Annotated in this window: 15 protein-coding genes; all 15 read right to left on the bottom strand. The window is 39.1% G+C overall.

What is annotated here, in order from left to right; translation table 11 throughout:
- Positions 1-4: 4 nt before the first annotated feature.
- Positions 5-547, bottom strand: coding sequence for a hypothetical protein (locus HNP77_RS06835; RefSeq protein ID WP_184652432.1), 543 nt, complete (start codon positions 545-547; stop codon positions 5-7).
- A 77-nt stretch (positions 548-624) separates the two neighbouring features.
- Positions 625-1,794 carry a restriction endonuclease subunit S gene (locus HNP77_RS06830; RefSeq protein ID WP_184652431.1) on the bottom strand — a complete coding sequence of 390 codons (1,170 nt, stop codon included), beginning with the start codon at positions 1,792-1,794 and terminating at the stop codon, positions 625-627.
- Positions 1,791-3,161, bottom strand: coding sequence for an ATP-binding protein (locus tag HNP77_RS06825; RefSeq protein WP_184652430.1), 1,371 nt, complete (start codon positions 3,159-3,161; stop codon positions 1,791-1,793). The genes HNP77_RS06830 and HNP77_RS06825 overlap by 4 nt, the downstream gene beginning before the upstream one ends.
- 3 nt (positions 3,162-3,164) lie before the next feature.
- Positions 3,165-4,631 (bottom strand): type I restriction-modification system subunit M, encoded by a 1,467-nt coding sequence (locus tag HNP77_RS06820; protein ID WP_184652429.1) that lies wholly within the window; start codon positions 4,629-4,631, stop codon positions 3,165-3,167.
- A gap of 347 nt (positions 4,632-4,978) precedes the next feature.
- Entirely contained in the window at positions 4,979-6,622 is a 1,644-nt protein-coding gene (locus HNP77_RS06815) for a peptide ABC transporter substrate-binding protein (RefSeq protein ID WP_184652428.1), read from the bottom strand.
- Positions 6,623-6,669: 47 nt separating this feature from the next.
- On the bottom strand, positions 6,670-7,656 hold the full coding sequence (locus HNP77_RS06810; RefSeq protein WP_184652427.1) for an ABC transporter ATP-binding protein: 987 nt from the start codon (positions 7,654-7,656) through the stop codon (positions 6,670-6,672).
- Positions 7,649-8,719, bottom strand: a complete 1,071-nt coding sequence (locus tag HNP77_RS06805; RefSeq protein WP_184652426.1) for an ABC transporter ATP-binding protein — start codon at positions 8,717-8,719, stop codon at positions 7,649-7,651. Before HNP77_RS06805 ends, HNP77_RS06810 begins: the two co-directional genes overlap by 8 nt.
- 18 nt (positions 8,720-8,737) lie before the next feature.
- Complete coding sequence (locus HNP77_RS06800; RefSeq protein ID WP_184652425.1) at positions 8,738-9,778, bottom strand: ABC transporter permease; 1,041 nt, start codon at positions 9,776-9,778, stop codon at positions 8,738-8,740.
- Between the two features lie 10 nt (positions 9,779-9,788).
- A complete protein-coding gene (locus HNP77_RS06795) occupies positions 9,789-10,706 on the bottom strand; it encodes an ABC transporter permease (protein WP_184652424.1) in 918 nt (305 codons plus the stop codon).
- Between the two features lie 201 nt (positions 10,707-10,907).
- Positions 10,908-14,090 carry a FlgD immunoglobulin-like domain containing protein gene (locus HNP77_RS06790; RefSeq protein WP_184652423.1) on the bottom strand — a complete coding sequence of 1,061 codons (3,183 nt, stop codon included), beginning with the start codon at positions 14,088-14,090 and terminating at the stop codon, positions 10,908-10,910.
- 8 nt (positions 14,091-14,098) lie between these two features.
- Positions 14,099-15,178 carry a hypothetical protein gene (locus tag HNP77_RS06785; RefSeq protein WP_184652422.1) on the bottom strand — a complete coding sequence of 360 codons (1,080 nt, stop codon included), beginning with the start codon at positions 15,176-15,178 and terminating at the stop codon, positions 14,099-14,101.
- Positions 15,179-15,231: 53 nt separating this feature from the next.
- On the bottom strand, positions 15,232-16,080 hold the full coding sequence (gene ispH, locus HNP77_RS06780) for a 4-hydroxy-3-methylbut-2-enyl diphosphate reductase (protein WP_184652421.1): 849 nt from the start codon (positions 16,078-16,080) through the stop codon (positions 15,232-15,234).
- Positions 16,081-16,154: 74 nt separating this feature from the next.
- A complete protein-coding gene (gene secF / locus HNP77_RS06775; protein WP_184652420.1) occupies positions 16,155-17,159 on the bottom strand; it encodes a protein translocase subunit SecF in 1,005 nt (334 codons plus the stop codon).
- The gene (secD, locus tag HNP77_RS06770) at positions 17,159-18,931 is read right to left on the bottom strand and encodes a protein translocase subunit SecD (protein ID WP_184652419.1); all 1,773 of its coding nucleotides are present in this window, start codon (positions 18,929-18,931) and stop codon (positions 17,159-17,161) included. Before secD ends, secF begins: the two co-directional genes overlap by 1 nt.
- Positions 18,932-18,934: 3 nt before the next feature.
- Positions 18,935-19,558: a preprotein translocase subunit YajC gene (yajC, locus tag HNP77_RS12495; RefSeq protein WP_184652418.1), complete on the bottom strand. Its 624-nt coding sequence runs from the start codon at positions 19,556-19,558 to the stop codon at positions 18,935-18,937.
- Positions 19,559-19,690 lie beyond the last annotated feature (132 nt).

Genomic DNA, 19,690 nt, shown 5'->3' with positions numbered 1-19,690 from the left:
CTGATCATTTAGTTTTCGTAAATTTTAATGAATTAATATCTTCTCCATGTATCATTTGTTTATACCAATAATCAAAATATTCTTGGTTTATGTTCATCTTATCCATTATTGGTTGAGTCAGATTTTCTAAAAAAGTGTCAAAAGACATTGTTTCTTCTGTAGTAGTAATAATTTCTTCTAGCATTTTTATCTGCTTTTTTTCAGAAAAGAAATGCGCTGAATGATCTTTAAAATAATGGTGAACATAGTAATTTCTTTTTTGATGAATATTCCAAAGTTCTTGACGTTTTATATCTGGAATATCATATAGCTGCACAACTTTTTCAATTAGCTTACCCATAGTTTTATCACTATAAGAATAAAAAATATCATCATATTCTTTAGATGACATATCAATCTTTTCGGATTTTGCTTTTATTAGCAGCATGTTCATTAGTTGATGCTCTAAAACTTGAAATGTATAAACGCAGAGTCCAAATCTAGCATAAATTTCCTTTGCTTTTTCAGAGTCATCAAATTCAAGAAAGTAATCAAACTTATTCTCCATTTTCTATATTTTTTCCAATTTTTTTAATTTTCGCTCTTCTTTTCTCTTTAATAATTTACCTAAAATAAAAGCTAACCTTATCCAAAATACTCCTGCATTAAGGATTTATATAAAGTTTCAGCTTTTTTGAGCGATTTCTGCACGGCAAATTTTGATTTGTCGATTTGCTGGACGAAGGAATTAAATTGATTTTGAAGCTCTAATGGTGGCACAATTAAATTGATTTTTCGTAAATCTTCCATATTCAATTGAATTAAAGTAATGCCTTTTGCTAGACTTTTTACATATCGATTCATTTCAACTGTATCAAACTGATTCTTCAAAAACTCAAGTGTAATAAGACTTTCATTAGTTCTAATAGGAACAATTCCTCTTCCGACATTACAACCTTTAAATTCAGATCCAATTACACAAGTATCCCCAATATTTGCTCGGACAGTAATTAAAAGTTCGTGACCTTTTAAAAGTGTTTTTTTATACTTATTCGAGATTTCTTCAGTTGTTTTAATTAATCCCGACAATACAGGTTTTCTATTTACAATGTCTATTGGTCTAAATACTTTTATCCCTTCTTTTTGATTCTCTCCAGTTTGAACAATACCATAGCTTATTGTACAATCATCTGTTACAAGTTCTTGTAATTCTTTTTTTTTCCATTCTTTTGGATTAGATAAGGGATCCCCAAACATCTCGATAAATCGGGATTTGATGAGTGTATCGTATTTTCCGAGCATATGCTTGTACTTGGCGATAAGCTTATTACATTTGTCCAAAACAAAGGCGATGTGCTTCTGCTCGTCGAGAGGCGGGAGAGGTGCTACAATATTTTTGACATACCCTTGCGAGATATGCTTTTGAGCTCCTCCATAACTATCTGAAAGGATTTTTGCTCTTTGACTTATTAAAAAGTAATATAAATATAATTGTGAAAAAATATTATTTGGAAGAATTCCTGTTACAGACTGATTAGCACACGCCTCAAAAGTTAAATAACCAACTTTACCTGTAGTAGCACCTGTTAAAGCAATTAATACAGTATCACTCGGCATTAATTTAGCCGAACTGTTATTAAGACCTTCTTTTGTAATAAATGTATCAGTTGAATTTACAAAACAATTCTGACAAGCTCCAGATTGCAACCAGGGAATGTTACCGTTTTTCCAATAATCTTCTTTTGCTGTACTCGGAGTACCACCAGTAACAATTTCACAAACATCCCCAAGTCTCACCGTCTTCCATTCGCTCATTTTTCAGCTCCTGACAAAATTATCCAATAGCCGTTGTTTCTAGAATCAGAATGCTTTAAAAGATTTTGTTTCTTCAATTCGTCTATATCACGCTTGATTGTTTTTTCATTCTTCCCAAGCTTATCTGCAATAATTGCTGCTGTAATAGTGTTGTCATTTACAATCATTTCAAAGATTGTTTTCTGGCGTTCGGTTAAAAGGACATTTAAAGGGACATTTAAAGGGACATTTTCTGTCTCTTGATGCTCGTTCATAAGTGCCAGATATTTATCAGAAGCAAAACAGCGGGCTGTAACACCACCAAGAGAAAGGTCAATTACAGGCAGTTTTGCGTTTTCTTCTTCACAATATCTTTTTATTTTATTAAAACCGCGCGCCCAGCTTTCAATCATACCGCACTTAAAGAATACATTTGCAAGATTAGGATTGCATGGTTTTGAAACATGTTCTTTGAACAAATCTTCAACCGGAACTTCTTTTGGAAGTGCACCGTCATTCCAGAGTCTGATTTTATCTTTGTAAATGCGAATCTGAATTGGAGTAGTAGAAAGATAATCCTTATGAATTACTGCATTTAAAAGCAGTTCACGGAATGCCGCACGAGGAAAAAAGAATGTTTCTTTTCTATATATATCATCATAAGAAATAAGGGCTTTCATGTACTTTGAGTATATGAGATCCATTGTCTTTTCTACCTGCAAAATAAGCGGACCGTGTATTTCATCCTGATACAAAATATCAGCATCGTTTTCAAAATATGCGACTTTAATATATGCCCCTGTTACCCATTTTTCCGGGTCAGGATGAAAAGCAAGCATGCAGGCACGAGTTAAATATTCACCTTCTGTAATATGAAGATTCTGAATAAGAGTTTTGCTTGATACATTCAAAGCGGCTTCATCAAGACGACCAGAATCCAGCGCCTTTTTTTTGAAAAGTCTAATTGCGTCATTTTCCAAATCATCAACTGAAATATGTGGAACTGGAATAGAATCCCAAGTGCGTCCTTGTACAGATAGAATCATTTTATCAAGTTCAACACCGCTTACTTCCTGCATTGTTGAACCAGTTCGTCTGTAATATTTTCCGTGATAACTTACAGGGAATGGGTATTTTTCAGTGATAATTTCAAAATAATCCAAACCATTTTTATTAAGAAGATTCACCGTACAGATTAATCCCATTGTATTACGGATTTTATTTGGAATATCTTCACTCAGCTTATGAGGATCATCTACACCGCAAACATTTCCATTGTCGTCTATGCCGATATAAAGCTTTCCGCCCTCAGTATTTGCAAATGCACAAATCCATTTGAGGTATTCATCACGCCAAGTTTTTTTATATTCTATGTTCTGACTTTCCATCAATTATTCTCCGAGCATTTTCTCTAATTCAGACAAATCAGCAGCTATTTCTTTCTGCAAATCCTTAATTTCACCAATAAGAACTTTTGGAGCAGGATATTCAACCTTTTCGTAAACAACTTCTTTGTACTTGTTGATGCTCAAGTCATAATTATTTGCGACAATTTCTGACTTTGGAACAAAGAAAGACTGCTCGGTACGTTTGCGGTCTTTTTCTGCTTCAAGATTGTGAAAGCGTTTGATGATATCTGGAATGTCATTTGCTTCAATTGGCTGGCGTTTATCATCAAGCGAGTATCCGTCTGCTTTCATATCATAGAACCAGACATTGTCTGTTCCACCTGCACCTGTTTTTGTGAAAACAAGAATACCTGTACTTACTCCGGCATAAGGCTTAAATACACCGCTTGGCATACTGATAACTGCTGCAAGCTGATGGTTTTCTACCAGCTCTTTGCGAAGAGCTTTATGTGCATTAGATGAACCAAACAAAACTCCATCAGGAACAATACAAGCACATCGGCCGCCTTTCTTAAGCATACGGATAAACAAGGCAACAAAAAGAAGTTCGGTTTTGGTTGTAGAACATACGTTTGTAAGACTTTCCGCAATTGTTGATTTATTTACGCTTCCTGTAAACGGCGGATTTGCAAGAATAATATCAAATTCACCTTCAATTTCGTTATTTTTACTTACACTGTCCTGATAAGCAATATGCGGCTCATGAATTGAGTGGAGCAGAAGGTTCATTGCGGAAATTTTGAGCATTGTACTTCCTGTGTCAAAACCAGTAAGAAGTCCTTTTGAATAATGCTCCCATTCTTTATCGCCCATCTTGTTTCCGTATGTGTCGCGGATAAATTCTGCAGAAGAAATAAGGAAGCCTGCTGTACCACAAGCCGGGTCACAGATTGTATCCATTGGTTGTGGACGAATCAGCTGAACCATCATGTCGCGAATCTGTTTTGGAGTACGGAACATTCCTACCTGGCCACTAGAATTCATCTTGCTCAAAACATATTCGTAAATATCACCAAGCATGTCACGGGCTTGAACTTCTGGATTTTCAAAAAGTTCATCAAGCTTTGTAATTACAGCTTTTAAGGTCTGCGGGCTTGGAATAGAGAAGGCAGCATCTTTCATGTAGCGGGCAAAAGCACTTTCTTCGTTTGCATTTATTTTTTTGATGAACGGAAAAATCTCTTTGTTCATCAAATTAAAAAGTTCTGTTTCTTCAAAGGTCTTAAAAATATGCCAGCGGTATTTCTGTTTATCTTCTGGGAAAATATGTTCCTTCTTTTCTCCTGACATTTTTTCGTACTGTTCGGTTTCATTTTCAACCTCATCAAGAGAATGTATAAACATAAGATATGAGAACTGTTCAATGACAGTCAGATATTCGCTCATACCTGCACTGAAAAAGTCGTCCCAGATTGAATCTATTTTGTTTTTTATTTCGCCAGTAATCATTTTTAAACTCCTAACCTTAATAAACAACATTATACCAATTTTTAATCGGATTTGTAGATAATAAAAACAATAAAAACCAGCAAAAAAAGCCTGCAATCTCTGAAGTTACCCTCAAAAATTGCAGGCTTAATTATTCAAAAGTCACTTAAACTACTCAAGATGACCGTACACACAGCCGTAGCAAGTGCGTGCGGCTGTGCAGGCAACACTTACAAGCCCCTCTCGAAGCCTGCAAAATGTCACTTAAACTACTCAAGATGACCGTACACACAGCCGTAGCAAGTGCGTGCGGCTGTGCAGGCAACACTTACAGGCCACTCTCGAAGCCTGCAAAAATGTCACTTAGACTACTCTAATTTACCGTACATAAAATACCAGTATCCATAAGGTGAATGCCAGGTATCCTTAAGGTTGTCTACCTGCATCCATACTTCGTTGTAATAAGCAACTGGAGCCATAGCTGCATCCTTAAGAAGAACCTGTTCAGCTTCATGAAGATACTTGTAGTGATCAGCAACATTTACTGTAGCACGAGCCTTTCTTACAAGACCATCAAATGCCTTTGAAGAATATTTACCGTCGTTGTTACCGTTGCCAGTTTCAAGAAGGTTAATCATGTTAGAAGGATCATCCCAGTCATAAACCCATCCGTTACGTGCAACATCAAAGTTACCTGAGCGGCGGTCAGCTGTTACAGTCTTCCATTCCTGAATGTTAATCTTCATAGTAATTCCAAGCTGAGCATAAGCAGACTGAAGATATTCAGCTACAGGCTTGTGATAAAGAGAATCATTTGTAAGATATTCAAATGCCGGGAATCCTTTTCCGTTCGGATATCCTGCTTCTGCAAGAAGTTTCTTTGCTTTTTCAAGATCAGCTGCATAGTTTTCTACATCAAAATAGTCACCGTAATTTGCTGTTGTATATTCTTCAAAAGAAGAACCTGGAGCAGCATCAGATACACCTGGTCCTACAAAGTTCTTTGCAGGAATATATGTACCCTGCATGATTACATTTGCAACATACTTGCGGTCAATTGCAAGAGAAAGAGCTTCACGAACACGTGGATCATTGAAAGGCTTTCTTTCTACGTTGAATGTTACATAGTAAGTACCCATGATTGGTGCTGAATAGAACTGAGATGAACCGCGGAGTGAAGGAATTTCTTCAGTAGGAACATCCTTAATCATCTGAAGTGTGCCCTGATTGTAAGCAGTATAAGAAGTGTTAGGGTCTTCAATAAGATGCCAGATGATAAAATCAAAAGTTATATTGTCTGCATCCCAGTAATATGGGTTCTTCTGGAATACAATGCGCAGACCGTCTGTAAATTCAGCCATAAAGTATGGACCGTCTGTTACATAAGTTTTTGGATCAATAGTCCAGCTTTCTCCGTTAGCTTCGATTGTTGCTTTCTGAACTGGAACAAGAACAGCAAATGCAGCAATCTTATCAAAATAAATACAAGGATCTGTAAGGTGAACTACAAATGTATTTGCATCAGGTGCTTCTACACCAAGAGCATCTACATCACCAGCTTCTGCCTTGTCAAAACCAACAACCATATTAAGAAGGTCATATCCGTAAGGAGCAGCAGTAGCAGGATCAGCTACACGTTTCCATGAATAAACAAAATCTTCTGCTGTAAGTGCACTTCCGTCTGACCACTTAAGGTTTGGACGAAGGTGGAATGTCCATGTAAGACCATCATCAGACTGTTCCCAGCTTTCTGCAAGACCAGCAACGATGTTGTTGTCACGGTCAAACTTAAGAAGACCTTCAAATGAATGAAGAATCATGTTTGCACCATCAACAGCACTGTTAAGGGCCGGGTCAATTGTTTCTGGAGAAGGTCCAACCTGTACGTGAAGTGCAGTCTTATTCTTCTCTGCCTTAGAAATTGCTTCTTCCAGTGCAGACTTCTTTTTTCCACATGAAGGAAGCATTGCAATCATTGCAATTACCGAAATAGCAATTACACTTTTTTTCATATATCCTCCTAGAAACTGCAGAAGACTGCAGCTTCATAAAAAATATGCTAGTTAAGCTTATCCAGATGATGACATGCAGCGTAATGTCCGCTTGTTACTTCCTTAAATTCCGGCTTCTGAGCAGCACAAAGGTCGTCAGCATAAGGACAGCGGGTGCGGAACGGACATCCTGAAGGCGGATTAACCGGAGAAGGTACATCCCCCTGAAGAATGATGCGTTTACTTGCACGGGCAACTTTAGGATCAGCAATCGGAACAGCAGAAATAAGGGAACGAGTATACGGATGAAGGGAATGGAAAATAATCTCTTCTGCCTCTGCAACCTCAACCATGTGCCCAAGGTACATAACACCGATTCTGCTTGAAATATGATTTACTACAGAAAGATCATGAGCAATAAAAAGATAAGTAAGGGAACGCTCTTTCTGAAGATCTTCAAACATATTTACAACCTGAGCCTGAATGGAAACGTCCAGGGCACTTACAGGTTCATCACATACAATAAACTCTGGATCTACGGCAAGAGCACGGGCAATACCGATACGCTGTCTCTGTCCGCCTGAAAATTCATGAGGGAAGCGGTTTGCATGTTCACTGTTAAGACCTACCGTAGAAAGAAGCGAAATAATCTTTTCACGACGTTCTTTCTTATCAGAATACAGATGATGAATATCCAGGGCTTCTCCAACAATGTCACCTACTGTCATACGAGGGTCAAGAGAAGCATAAGGATCCTGAAATACAATCTGCATCTTACGGCGGTAAGGCAGCATTTTTTCTTTTATATTGTTTTCGCTGTCAAAAATAACCTTTCCGTCGTAAATAATCTGTCCTGCAGTAGGTTCATGAAGACGTAAAATAGAACGGCCTGTTGTAGTTTTTCCACATCCGGATTCACCTACAAGACCAAAAGTTTCTCCTCTGTTAATAAAAAAGCTTACGTCATCAACGGCATGAACTATTTTATTTGTACCTGCAACAGGGAAATACTGCTTTAAATGATTTATCTCAAGAAGTTTTTTTGTTTCACTCATCTGCTTTTACCTCAGTGTTAGTCGGATTTACTACAGCTTCTGCACTGCCGAGCATCTGTGCCTTCTGTTCAAGCCAGCATCTTCCGTAATGAACGTTTTCTCCAATTGCTGCACCGCCAAGACTCTTATATTCATTACGTACAGGTTTCTGCTCAAGACAAATCTTCATACAGTTGGAACAGCGTGGAGCAAAACCGCAGCCTTTCGGAGGATTAAGCAAGTCTACAGGCTGTCCTTCAATAGGAATAAGCTTTGAATAATCTTTTTCGTGGAATTTAGGAATTGAACGTAAAAGTCCGCGGGTATATTCATGCTGCGGATTGTAGAAAATATCATCGGTTGTTCCGTATTCAACAATTTCTCCGGCATACATAACCGCAATATGATCACACATAGAAGCAACAACACCCAGATCATGAGTAATCATAATAATACCCATACCCAGCTTGCGCTTAAGTTCCTGCATAAGATCAAGAATCTGTGCCTGAATCGTAACATCAAGAGCTGTCGTAGGTTCATCTGCAATAAGAAGTTCCGGTTCACAGGCAAGGGCAATTGCAATAACAACACGCTGCCTCATACCGCCGGAAAGTTCATGAGGATACTGCTTCATTCGCTTTTCCGGTTCATTGATTCCTACAAGAGTAAGAAGTTCCTTTACACGTTCCTTAGCTTCTTTACCGGTTTTATTTGTATGAAGTTTAATAGCTTCTTCTATCTGGTTTCCTATAGTCCATACAGGATTTAAAGAAGTCATAGGATCCTGAAAGATAATACTTACTTCTTTACCGCGTATTTTGCGAAGTTCTTTTTCTGACATCTGATCAATGCGGTGACCGTTAAAAGTAACTGTTCCGCCGGTAATCTTTCCGTTCTCTGCAGTAAGACCCATTACAGAATATGCCGTTACAGACTTACCGCTGCCTGATTCACCTACAATACCAAGAACTTCACCCTTTCTCATCTGAAGAGTTACATCGTTTAAAGCCTTTACTTCACCAGCCGGGGTAAAAAACGAAAGCTTTTCATGCTGAATATCTACTAACAATTCATTGTCTGCCATTTTTTCACCTGCCGTTGATTAAGACTTAAGTTTTGGATCAAATGCATCACGAAGACCATCGCCCAAAAGATTAAAACTCAGAATAATGATAAAAATAAGAAATGCCGGTGCAAAAAGTTTTTCCGGGAATGACTGGAAGCCGTTAAGTGCAGCAGAAGCCAAAGAACCCAGAGAAGGCATCGGAGCCTGAACACCAAGACCAAGGAAAGACAGGAATGACTCTGTAAAAATAGATGACGGAATCTGAAGAGTCGTTGTTACAATAAGTGTTCCAATACAGTTTGTAATAAGGTGCTTACCGATAATGCGGCGCTTTTTTGCACCGAGAGCACGGGCTGCAGTAACATATTCATTCTGTTTAAGAACCATAATCTGCGAGCGTACGATGCGTGCCATCCCAACCCAGTACAAAAGGGCAAATACGATAAACATTGAAATCATGTTTGGACCAAGTTTCTGTATCCATCCGAATCCTGATACTTCTCCAAGAGACTGCAGCGGAAACTTAAGAATCTGTGCAAGAAGAATGATTATCAGAACATCCGGAACTGTATAAATAATATCAACGATACGCATCATTATAAGATCTACAATTCCGCCGAAATATCCGGAAATTGCACCGTAAAGCGAACCAATTACAAGGATAAGAAGGGAAGCTACGATACCAACCATAAGAGAAACCCGTCCGCCAACCATTACACGGATTGCATAATCACGGCCGTTACTGTCTGTTCCAAGAATATGAGGGAAAACTGACTCTCCTGCATCAATCTGCTGCTGTTCAATTTTTGAATACTGCATCGGAGCAAGACGTTCACTTCCCTTCATCTGCTGTTCATACTTATACGGATAAAAAGCAGGAACTATAAAACAAAGCACTACTATCAAAAGAACAATAACAAGGGCTGTCATTGCTATTTTATTTTTTGTAAACCTGCGGAGACCGTCCTTCCAGAAGCCTACGGATTCACGCATTACTGTCAAAGATTCTTTTTCTGAAGCTGAAGCTGCAACAAAATCATCCACTTTCAGCTGAAAACTCAAAGGATTCTTATTCATCTTCTTTTCCTTACTTAAGTTTAATTCTAGGGTCAACGATTGCATAGGCAATATCAACAAGCACATTCATAAAAATAACGAATACCGCAAGGAAAATTGTCGTACCCATAATCATAGGATAATCACGGCTGGTAATTGCTCCGACAAATTCAGAACCCAGTCCCGGAATATTAAAAATCTTTTCTATAATAAAGCTTCCAGTCATAAGGGATGCAAGAAGAGGTCCCATATATGTAATTACAGGAAGGATTGCATTTCTCAAAGCATGCTTAAAAATCATTTTTACCGTACTTACACCTTTTGCACGGGCAGTACGCATATAATCCTGACCCATTACATCCAGCATAGAAGAACGCATGAGGCGTGCAATATAGAAAGTCGGATACAGGGCAAGGGCTATTACCGGCATTATATAATTTGAAGGGGAATCAAGACCTATAGAAGAAAGAAGTTTAAGTTTTGTACTGAACACATAAAGAAGAAGTGTAGAAGAAAGAAAACTTGGAATCGCAATTCCGGCGGTAGAAAGAACTACAAGAATATTATCGATTGTTTTTCCGCGCTTAAATGCAGCAACAGCTCCCAGCGGAACTCCTACAAGTACGGCAACCAGCATGGCTATTCCACCAAGACGGGCAGAAACAGGAAATTTTGTAGAAATGATTTCCGTAACCGTTCTTCCCCTCTTTTTAATGGAAAGACCGAGATCTCCATGAACAAGACCATTCATATAGGTAAGATACTGCTTACCCAGAGGCTTATCCAAACCGTATTTAGCCTCCATTGCAGCCTGAGCCTGTGGTGTTACTGCTTTTTCTGCAAGAAAAGGTCCTCCAGGCACAAGATTCATAATAAAAAACGTAAGCGTTGCTACAAGATATGCCGTAAACAGAGCCGTAGCAATGCGTTTTAATAAATAACGTGACATTTAATAACCTCGAAATCTAAAAACATCTTCTTTTAGCTAAAGTCGCGCAACATCATACCATATAATAGTTGATAATGCTACAACATTTAATTGCATTCTATGCAACTAAGCTGAAATTTACAGTTATCTTTTAGAATTCAAAAAGGCTGTCCGAAAAACACAAGTGCCTCTCAGACAGCCTTCAGTTATTAAAACTCCGGTTTATTTTTCAAGAATAAACTCTACGCGGCGGTTCTTCCAGTTAACCGTCTTGTCTTTTGTATCGGCAACAGGTTCTGTACCACCCTTACCTTCTGCACCAAGACGACTCTTAGAAATACCAAGCTTAATAAGCTGATTCTTAACAAACTCTGCACGTTTAAGAGAAAGCGGTCCTAAAGCAGGTCCCCACTTAGAAGGATTATCCGTTGTCTCTTCTGCAGGATCGTTTGTAGAAGGATTAGCATGTCCGACTACAACAACTTTATAATCACCGAATTTCTTAAGGATTTCGGCAATACGGTTAATTACACGCTCATTGTTCTTTGCCTGTTCAGCAGTAATTCCGGCTGTAATAACATTTCCGTTTGCATCAAGCTTCTGAACATTAAAGTCAGCATTGTCTGAACGGAAGATAATAGAAGGAACCTGCATCTTAAGCTTGTCCCCGTCACGAACAACAAGAACGTCTACCTGAATCTTTCCTTCAACCTTACTTGTCATTCCCAGTTCATCAGTTACTACGAATTCATAAGGATAATCTTCTGCAGACTGAACAAGTTCACCGTTACTTCCCCGTCCATCCCAGATGATGCGTGGTGTAATTGCAGACTTACCGCTTGTCTTCCAGAACATGTTTCCGTTACGGTCACGGATTACAAAACTCCAGCTCTTAAATTCTGCAAGGGATTCTCCCTTAAGTTTAATCTGAAGGTCATCATCAGTACCGTCGTTATCAGGGCTGAACCATTTTGGAGATGTTCCTACAGAAAGTTTTGGAGCTTCTGCAGTACAGATGAATGGTGCAGTTGCAGCATCAGCCACGTTACCCTTTTCGTATTCAATGTGAAGTTTTCCGGTAAAGGTTCCGTTTGCAACAGTTTTATCTGAAGTATCACCGGCCCATGTAATTTCTTTAGGAAGATTTGCACTGTCTGCTTCAGTCCAGCTTCTTACAGTTTTTCCGGCAGCATCTACAATGTTAAAGCTCCACTTAGAAATTCCTTCACTAAGACTTGTGTGAACCGTAAACTTCTGTTTATCAAGAATTCCGTCTCCATTAGGAGAGAATCCCGTAAGGTCATTTGTAACATAGGCAGTTGCCGGACGTGCATCAAGAGTAATACCGTCAATTACAGCCTTTGCAGTATTTCCGGCAGCATCTGTTGATGTAAGGGCAATTGAATAAGTTCCGTTTTCTACTTTATTTCCGTTGGAATCAGTTCCGTCCCATGCAAAATTCTTTACAGGGCTCTTTGTCCAGGTATAAGTGCGTACAACTTTCTTAGACTTTGCATCTGTTACTTCTGCCTTCCACAAAGCTTCAGTTGAACTTTCTTCAACTTTTACAGGAAGAGTCTGTCTTGTACTTGTAGCCTCAGGAGAGAATACAGTATAAGCAGGTGTTACTTTTACAACAGGAGCCTTTGTATCAAGCGTTACTTTTGGACTTGTAACAGTTGCAGCCTTTGTTCCGCTCTGAGCTTCTGCATCAAGAGTTACGCGATAGTCACCGTCTTCACATTTAGCTCCGGCTGTATCACCAGTATTTGATGTTCCGTTCCAAAGAATGCTTTCAGGCGGATTACCGTTGCCTGACTGTTCCCATACAGTTTTATTCTTTGAATCAACAACCCTGATTGTATAATTCTTAAGACCGCTGGCTGCATTTACCTTTGGAGCAATCTTTACTTCTTCCTGAACCCCGTTTCCGTTTGGAGAGAAGGCTGCAGGACTGATAGAAATATATGCTTCTGTCTTTGAAGTATCGAGGGTAAATTTAGCAGTAGAAACTGAATCTGAGTTTCCGGCAAGGTCTTCTACATCAAGTTTAAATGTATACTCACCGTCAGGAGCGATTGTTCCGGCATCAGAAACTGAATCCCATTCAACTTCTCCAGGAAGATCAGAACCGAAGTTATACTGTTTTACAATTGCACCGGTCTTTGCATCAACGATTGTTCCAGTCCAGTTCTTTTCTCCTGTATATGCAGGTTTTGCTTTTGCTGCAAGGGCAATCTTAAGGGAATCTTTTCCGTTAAAAGTTGTTTTGCCGACAGTTGCACTTGCTTTAGGAGCACTGTTATCAATTACGAATGCAGGTGAATAAATTTCTTCCGGTTTATATCCGTTAAGATATGTTGCGGAAATCTTTGCACGGTACTGACCTTCCGGAAGAGGATTTCCAGAAGAATCTTTTCCGTCAAATACAAGTGAACCCTTCGGTGCATTTTTTGCATCACCTGTATATTCACGTACAGCCTTATCATGTTCATCTACAATAACTACTGACCAGTCCGTAAGAGAGTTTACGGAAGAAGTAGGATTTGGAATGGAAACATCCAGCTTTACGTTCTTGATTTTAGAAGTCTTTCCTTCTGGAGAGAAATATTTTGAACCGTTAATTGCTACGGCAGTTTCAGGTTTTTCTGCAGAGAAAAGAATGTTTGTAATTACAGCTTTTTCAGAAACGTTTCCTGCAAGGTCTGTTGAAGTAATTTCATAGTTATAGATTCCGTCTGCAACAATGGAATTATCATCATTCATACCGTTCCATTCAACGCTTACAGGTTCTGCCTTTTCCCATTTGTAAGAGCGGACTGTTTTTCCGGCTGCATCCGTTACTTTTGCAGTCCACAGCTCTTCAAGAGAACCGCTCTGCTTAATACGGAGGATTGCCTTTGCACCTTCACCAAAATTCTTTTCATCAGAACTAAGCTGTGCAAGGTTAATTACCGGCGGTGTATTATCTACAATTACAACATATTCATCTGATTCACCCTGATTGCCGGAATCATCACTCGCATAGAACTTATATTTGTAAGTACCGTCCTTTGCAAGAGAACCGTCATCACAGAAACCGTTCCAGATAATTTTTTCTGGAATTTCTACACTCTGTTTAGGGCTTACAAGCTTTTTGAAGAAGCCGGTAAAAGTCATGCGGCCTTCATTCTGAACTTTGTTACCGATAGTGCGGACAATATTTCCGTTTGCATCACGGATAACAAAGCTCCATGCACTGATATAACGCTTGTCTCTTATTTTAAGAGGAACTTCAAGACGATCCTGTCTGCCGTCATTATTAGGAGAAATATACTGAGGACTTCTTTCTGCAAATGCACCTGTTCCAAGAAGAACAAAAGCAGCACCAGCCAACAGTTTTACTTTTTTAGAAATAGTTTTCATCTTGCGCCTTACTCCTCATCCCAAAGAATAATTTCCGGAGCAGAAGTGTCTGCAAGACCAAGGTCTACTTTTGCACCAAGGCTTACAACTTCAATTCCGCTATAAAGTTCCTGCCATGCCAGAGAAGGTGTTATCTCACTCTGAGCCCAGTCTTCTTTTCCAAGTTTTTTAGAATTAATACGGAATTTAAAACTCAATCCTATAGAAGGAAGAGGAGCCGTATAATCTTTTTCTGCAAGTTCAAGAATGTTTACAGACCATCCGGTATTAAGCTGGATAACATCAAAGAAAGTCATTCCATAAGAAACATCAAATACTGCATTATTAAGGCTTGGGAAAGATACATCCGTACTGAAAGAACCGCTTACATCTGCTGTCTTAAATAAAGTTGCTGCAAAAGAAACACGTGGTGTAAGAACTCCAGGATAATCTCCGTCAGACGGAACACCTTCATCTTCCTTTACACCGTAAGTATAGTAACCGCTCAAAGGTTTTCCTATGTTAAGAAGTGCAAAACCAAAACGCGGAGCCTTCAGGAATCCAAGATCTTTCTGCATAAAATAAAGGGTTCCTAAATCAACACCTGCCGTAAAATCAGAACCGTCACCCATATAGAATCCGCCATAAAGATTCATTCCAACATAAAACTGTTTTTCAAGAATCTCTTTTGATGCACCCAGATGAAGTGAAAGGGAATTTCTAAGGTTCATGTCATTGAAATCTGCAAAAAGTCCCTGCATTGTTCCGGTAAATACTGTATATCTTGAAGGAACAATAAGTCCCAGCTGAAAACCAAAACCAACAGATTCATCTGCATTTCCAGGAAGATCATTCTTGTTTGTATTAATCAGAACAGAAGCACTTAAATCAGCCACAGTCCGCTGTTCACCTGCAGTAAGAGCCGGATTGAACACAATGGAAGACGGCACGATAGTGAATTCTGCACCACCGGCAGCTGATGCTGCACCAGAAAGCATTTCCGGGTTTGTCAGTTTGTACATATACTCTCCACCAACCGGCGGATTGTAAGCAAAAGATGCAGCCGTCAAACAAAACAATGATGCTGCCAACGCTGTGATTTTTTTCATGGAATTTAAACCTCCGTTATTATTCCAGTTTGTTACCCAAAGTAGAATTTACACTAATTGTTATGTAATAACAACTCTTCGACTTCTTCTATAATATTATCGGGTGTTGAGGCGCCCGCTGTTAGCCCAACTTTTTCTAACTTGAAAAATTCAGGGGGAATTTCCTCTGCATTTTCAATTAAAGCAGCATTTTTACATATAGCAGCTGCCGTTTCGTACAGACGGCGGGTATTTGCAGAAGATTTTCCTCCAATTACAAGAATTCCGTCTGTTTTATCCTTAAGCTGACTGAGGGCATTCTGTCGTTCCATTGTAGCAGAACATATTGAATTAAATATTTGAATTTCAGGATTTTTTGCTTTAAGAATCTCTTTTATTTTTTCAAATTCCACAGGACTGAATGTCGTCTGTGCAATCAAAACAGCTTTCTGCGGCAGTTTCAGTTCTTGTGCTTCCCGTGAATTTTCTATTACAACAGCATTTCCGCCGGCATAAGAAGATATGCTTACCACTTCTCCGTGATTTCTGTCACCGGCAATTATTATGGTAAAACCTCTGGCATTCCACTCTGCTGCCCGTTTCTGACTTAAATGAACTTTTGGACAGGTTGCATCAAGAATTTTATGCCCGTTACTTTCCAGTTCCGCAAGAACCTGCGGTGTTGTTCCGTGGGCACGGATTATTACCGTAGAACCAGGCTGTGCTTCAGAAAGAGTTTTTTCCGTAAGAACTGTTACACCTTTTTTTTCAAGCTCACTTAATACAACCGGATTGTGAATTAAAGGACCGAGAGTATAAATCTTTTTTTCTCCGGCATTATCCGCCACAGAATTCTCTGCAGTTTCTACAGCACGCCGTACACCCATACAAAAACCTAGTACTTTTGCCCGGATAACTTCCATCAGTTCCCCTCATTCAAAAAAAAAGCCACTGCCGCAAACCTGCAGCAATGGCAATTATTCAACTAAACTAAAAATTACTCAACACTAATTTCTGCAAGAGCTCTCTTTGGTTTTGGCTGATGAACATGGTTCTGATATTCAGCCTTCCAGTTACGGCGGATAAATGCAATGAATCCTGAACTGATAAACATAGAAGAGTAACATCCAGAAATAAGACCTACAGTAAGAACAGCTGCAAAGTCATGAATGCTTCCGGTTGTAAATACAAGAAGTGAAATAGAAGCAAACAATGTTGTTACTGTTGTAATGATTGAGCGGGCAACTGTATCGCTTACTGACTTGTTGATGATGTCAGAGAATACCTTCAGCTGACCGTACTTAATGTTTTCACGAATACGGTCAAGGATAACTACTGTTGCGTTGATAGAATAACCGAAGATTGTAAGAACAGCTGCAAGTGTAGTTGTGCTGAATTCTACCTGTGACCAGGAAATGAATGCAAACATGATAAGGAAGTCATGAACAAGAGCAACAATTGCACCGAGAGCAAAATCCCAGTGGAAACGGATAGTTGCATAACCCCAGATCAAAAGAAGAGTTACAAAAGCAAGCATTACAGATTTGAATGCAAGGGAACTTGAGAAGCTTGAACCTACATAGTCCTCACGAACTACCTGAACGTTTTCTGCACCAAACTTTGCGTTAAGGGAAGCAGAAACTTCTTCCTTAAGTTTCTGATCTGCTTCTTCATTTCCGTTACTCTTTGCACGAATCTGATAAGTTGTCTTTCCGTTTGAATCAAGAGCCTTTACAGAAATACTTTTATTAGAAAATGCTGAACGAACTTCATCAACATTTACTGTTCCTGTAAATACTGCCGGAGCATCAGCTGCTGCTTCTGTATCAGCTGCTTTTTCTGAAGCTGAAGTGATTTCTACTTCTTCAATAAAACCAGGAACAAAATCAATACCAAAGTTAATTCCTCTGGCAAAAATACCTACGATACCAAAAACAATAACTGCACAGCTAAGCAATGCACAAGGTAAAAACACTTTATTGAAATTTTTAACTGTTTTCATTATTTGATCCTCCAGCTGATGCTGATATTTTTCTTGTGCAGGGTTTCTGTTCCAAAATCAAAAATAAGGCGTGAAACTACAAGAGTTGTGAACAATGTAGAAAGAACACCGATTGCAAGTGAATAAGCAAATCCCTTAATTGAACCTGTTCCAAGCTGGCTCATGAATGCTGCAGCAATGAATGTAGTAATGTTAGAGTCAAGGATAGCCCAGAGAGCATTTGCAAAACCTGTTGAAATTGCAGCTGCACGGTCTTTTCCAAGAACAAGCTCTTCCTTAATGCGTTCATAAATGATTACGTTAGCATCAACAGCCATACCGATTGTAAGAATGATACCTGCAATCATTGGAAGTGTAAGGGTAAGATTAAGAGCACTAAGAACAGAGAACATAATGTAAAGGTTAAGAACCTGAACTACACATGCATTGATTCCTGCTCCTTTGTACCAGATGAGCATGAAAATCATGATAGCTACAAGACCGATGGCAATAGCTGTAATACCCTGCTTAATTGCAAGTTCACCCAGCTCTGCACCGATAACCTGCTGGCTTTCTACAGAAAGAGGCACATCCAGCCATGCAGACTGAAGAACTTTCTTAAGGTTCTGAGCTTCCTGCATTGTAAAGCCGGTAATTGCTACAGAGCCATTTGTAATTCCTGTATTGATTTTTGCATTAGACTTAACTTTTGAACCGCTGACGATGCACATAAAATCATTAACATGAGCAGTAGTAAAATCACCCATGAGTTTTGCACCTTCATCATCCAGTATGAATGTAACTTCCGGCTTACCAGTCATGTCTTCTGTTCCAACATCAGCACGTTTAATATGCTTACCGTCAAGAACGATTTCTTTATTGATTACAAGATAACCTGCCTTTTCATCAAGACCGTAATCATCTGTTGTGTAATAACCCATAACTTCTGCATCATCAGGAATTCCTACTTCAGAAATTACAGAAGCCTTTACAGAACCGTCTGCTTCAAAACTGTCTTTGTGTACGGAAAGATATTCATTAAGCTTTTCTGTAAGATCCATACGTGCAAGACGGAAATTAAGCATACCGCGGCCCTGAACAATAGAACTGATTGTATCAGATTCTGCAGTACCAGGAAGTTCGATGTAAATGCGGTCATCTCCCTGCTGACGAACAACCGGTGAACTGAGACCGAAGCTGTCGATTTTCTTAGTAAGATTTTCGATAGTCTGAGCCATTGCCTGCTTCTTGATTTCTTCTTCAGAAAGACCACCTGTAAGATCAGATGATTTTACTACTGTATCAAGATCAGCTTTTACGATAACGCTTACACCGCCGCTAAGGTCAAGACCAAGCTTTACAGAGTTCTGATAATTTTTTCTGTCAGCAAGAATCTTTGTACGATATTCACTTTCGAAATCAGAAAGAAGACGGCTGTATGCCTGATTTGTATTTACGGAAGAAACTGAATAAGAATCAAGAACATCCTTATATGAAATCTTTGAAGGAACACTCTTATCTGCGTCCTTAAAGTTTTCCTTTACTTTTTTTTCAATCCATTTGTATTCAGCAGAAAGTTCTGAATCCGGATTTGACTTAACCTGTGCATAAAGAGCCTTTGCACCTTCTTCTGCAAGAGCCTGTGTCTTTTCTTTTATTCTTTCAAGAGAAAGAGTTGCTGTTGCCTTGTCGTCTGCAGAAGTGCGTCCATACCAGCTGATTGAAGGCCAGAGGAATGCAAAACATACTGCAAGTACGGCAACGATAATTACTAAACGTGTAACCTTTTTCATATTTTACTCCGCTTTTTCAGATGCGGCAGAATCAAAATCTCCTGAATCATCTGTCACAGCTGAACCGTTATTTTCTGTAGTTTCTGTTGTCTGTTCTTTAGCGTCTACTTTTGCAGCACCAGAAGACTTTGGTTTGATAATCATAGCTACTGCAAATGCTGCAATAAGAATAAGAATTACAATCATGCGGATCTTTGCATATTTTCTTGCTTTAGCTTCTGCTGCTTTCTGTTCTTCTGTTTTTTCTGAAGAAACTTCCGAACCTTCTGCTGCATTTTCTGAAGCGTTTTCTGCAACTGCTTTTTTATCAGCTTCTGATACCGGTTTTTCAAAAGTAACTGTAGCTATAGCCGTACGGTTGAATTCAATTTTTGTGTTATCATCGACTTTTACGATTACTGTCTTTTCTTTTGTCTGTGCAATCGTACCGTGAATGCCACCGATTGTTACGACCTTATCACCCTTCTTAAGAGCATCAATCATTCTCTGTGTTTCTTTCTGTTTTTTGCTCTGTGGACGAATCATGAAAAAATACATGATGAACACAATGAGAATTAACGGAACCAGCATGCCGAATCCACCACCGCCGGCTCCTGCTGCCTGAAGAAAAAGTTGATTTACTACCATTTTGCCTTCCTTCTTTAAATTTAAAACTAGTGATTAAGATTATCTGATTTTATCCATTATTTCAACTAAATTCCGTGTAAGGCCTCCGGAATGGCACAGTACACGCAGGAAGCATTCCCAATACATAAAAAA

The organism is Treponema rectale (assembly GCF_014202035.1).
GTDB lineage: Bacteria > Spirochaetota > Spirochaetia > Treponematales > Treponemataceae > Treponema_D > Treponema_D rectale.
This window is presented reverse-complemented; position numbering and strand designations above follow the sequence as displayed.